This window comes from Anaerolineales bacterium, assembly GCA_022866145.1.
Lineage (GTDB): Bacteria > Chloroflexota > Anaerolineae > Anaerolineales > E44-bin32 > PFL42.
Map to the genome: position 1 here is coordinate 1 of JALHUE010000408.1, position 1,896 is coordinate 1,896.

Below are 1,896 nucleotides of genomic sequence, written 5' to 3' on the forward strand. Positions count from 1 at the left end.
GTCAGCCGAATCACAGTGTCAATGACTTCATTCAAGACCGTCGCCAGATCCAGAGACGAGTTGACGACTTTGGCGACATCGGCCAGCGCCCGCAGGTTGCGGCGCTCCTGATCCATCGACTCCACGCTTTCGGACAAAATGCGCAGGCTGCTACTCAGGTGCTTCAGGCTGTCCTCGACACCGGCCGGCAGGGCCTCGCCCACCCGGCGGCGGTTTTCGGCATGCGCCGCCAGCTGGGCGCGCACCTCGTCGGCCATCCGGCTCAATCGCGCCAGGTGCTCCTGGGGAGTCAGACGTACGGTGGGCTCACTCACTTGTCAACCCCTCCCGAGATCCAGCTGAGCAGCATCTGCAGCTCCAGCCCGCGCCACAGTCGGCGCAGTGACTTGGCATCGACCGCCGCAGCTCCGTAGCGTTCGCCGGCATAGGCCTCGACAAGACTTCGGCTGGCTTCCTCCAGCGCAGGGTGCCGGGCGGCGAGCTGCCCGGCGCGTTCATGGGCAGTTGTCGCCGGCGAGGGATGTAGCCCTAGGCGGGGCAGCCATCCGCTCCAGCGGCGGTAGATCACCGCCGAGAGAGTCAAATCCTCAGGCGCCAGTCGCGCCAGGCGGTCGGGGGCCTTCACGCCGACACGCCGCAGCCCTCGGCTCACGCCTCGAACGGCGAGCGTCCAGGCCACCGGATCGGCTCGCAGCCAGGCGGCCAGCAGCAAGGCGATTCCCCCGGCCGCGGTTAGGACGGCCAGCGCCAGACGCAGACCACCTAGACCCGGCACTCCCCCGGGCAGTGCGGCCTCCTCGGCCAGGTCCTCCTCGCCGCCCATGGATTGTTCAAGCCCTGCCTCCGGAGTGGGCACTGGTGGAGAGAGGCGCGAACCGAAAGCAGCTCCGGCTTCAGCCCCCGCCCGGGCGAGCTCCGGCTGCCCGCCGGTCGGCTCGAACTCGATCCAACCGTAGCCCGGGAAATACACCTCGGGCCAAGTGTGTAGGTCGGTCCCGTAGACCTCGTAGAACACGTCGGACTCGGCCAGTTCCTGCAGGTTGCCGGTTTCCTGGCGCGGCGTCCCCTGTGCGTATCCGGCGGCCATCCTGGCCGGGACGCCGGCCTCCCGCAGCAGGATCACCGCTGCCGAGGCATACCATTCGCAAAACCCGGTCTGGTAGTCGAAGAGAAACCAGTCCAGCGGCTCAGGGGTCTCCGGCGGCTCTTGGGTGACTCGGCTGTACTCGATATTGCCACGAAGCCAGCGAACCACGGCCTGCGCCTTGTCGAAGGAATTGTCCTGCCCCTCGGTGATGCGCCGGGCCAGGGCACGGGTCCGGTCCGTGATCTCCGGCGGAACCTGCAGGTATTCCCGGGTGACCCACTCCGGGTAGGGACCAACCGCCGCCCGCAGATCACCCGCCGACGGGGCGGCATGCATCGCCCGCAGGCGATAGCTCTCCCCGGCCTTGACCACTCCCGGGACACTGACCGTCGTCACATCCTGGATCTGATCCCCGGCACGCCGGACGCCGAACTCCGTTTGGCGGCTGACCCATACCGGCTGTGCAAGAACATACAACGTGCGCAGGCCGGGAAGCCTGGGCTCGATCCCAACCTCAACCGCCTGCCTGCCAAGAGTATCGGTGAGAGTCAGGTCCGGACGGAGCGGGTAGACTGGGATCGTCTCGACCTGCGCCGCAAGCCACCTCCCATCTTCGTATCGGGAGTACACCTTAGCGCGCCAGTAGTAGCGGCCTTGGTCTTGGCCGAGCCTGGCGGCCGAGATTCGCAGGATCAATTCGTTTTCCGGCTCGGAGCCTGCCTTGAGAGTCAGATCATCGCCATACACTTCGTACGCATAGGCGGCAGGGCTGCGCAGCCCGCGCAGGCTCTCTCCAAGTCGCTCGCGCA

2 protein-coding genes are annotated in these 1,896 nt (G+C 67.0%); both read right to left on the minus strand.

The window, feature by feature from the left end; translation table 11 throughout:
- The coding region (locus tag MUO23_12235) for a hypothetical protein (protein MCJ7513726.1) at positions 1 to 314 on the minus strand (314 nt) is incomplete at its 3' end.
- A partial coding sequence (locus MUO23_12240; GenBank protein MCJ7513727.1) for a transglutaminase domain-containing protein occupies positions 311 to 1,896 on the minus strand: 1,586 nt, incomplete at its 5' end. The genes MUO23_12240 and MUO23_12235, both read right to left, overlap by 4 nt.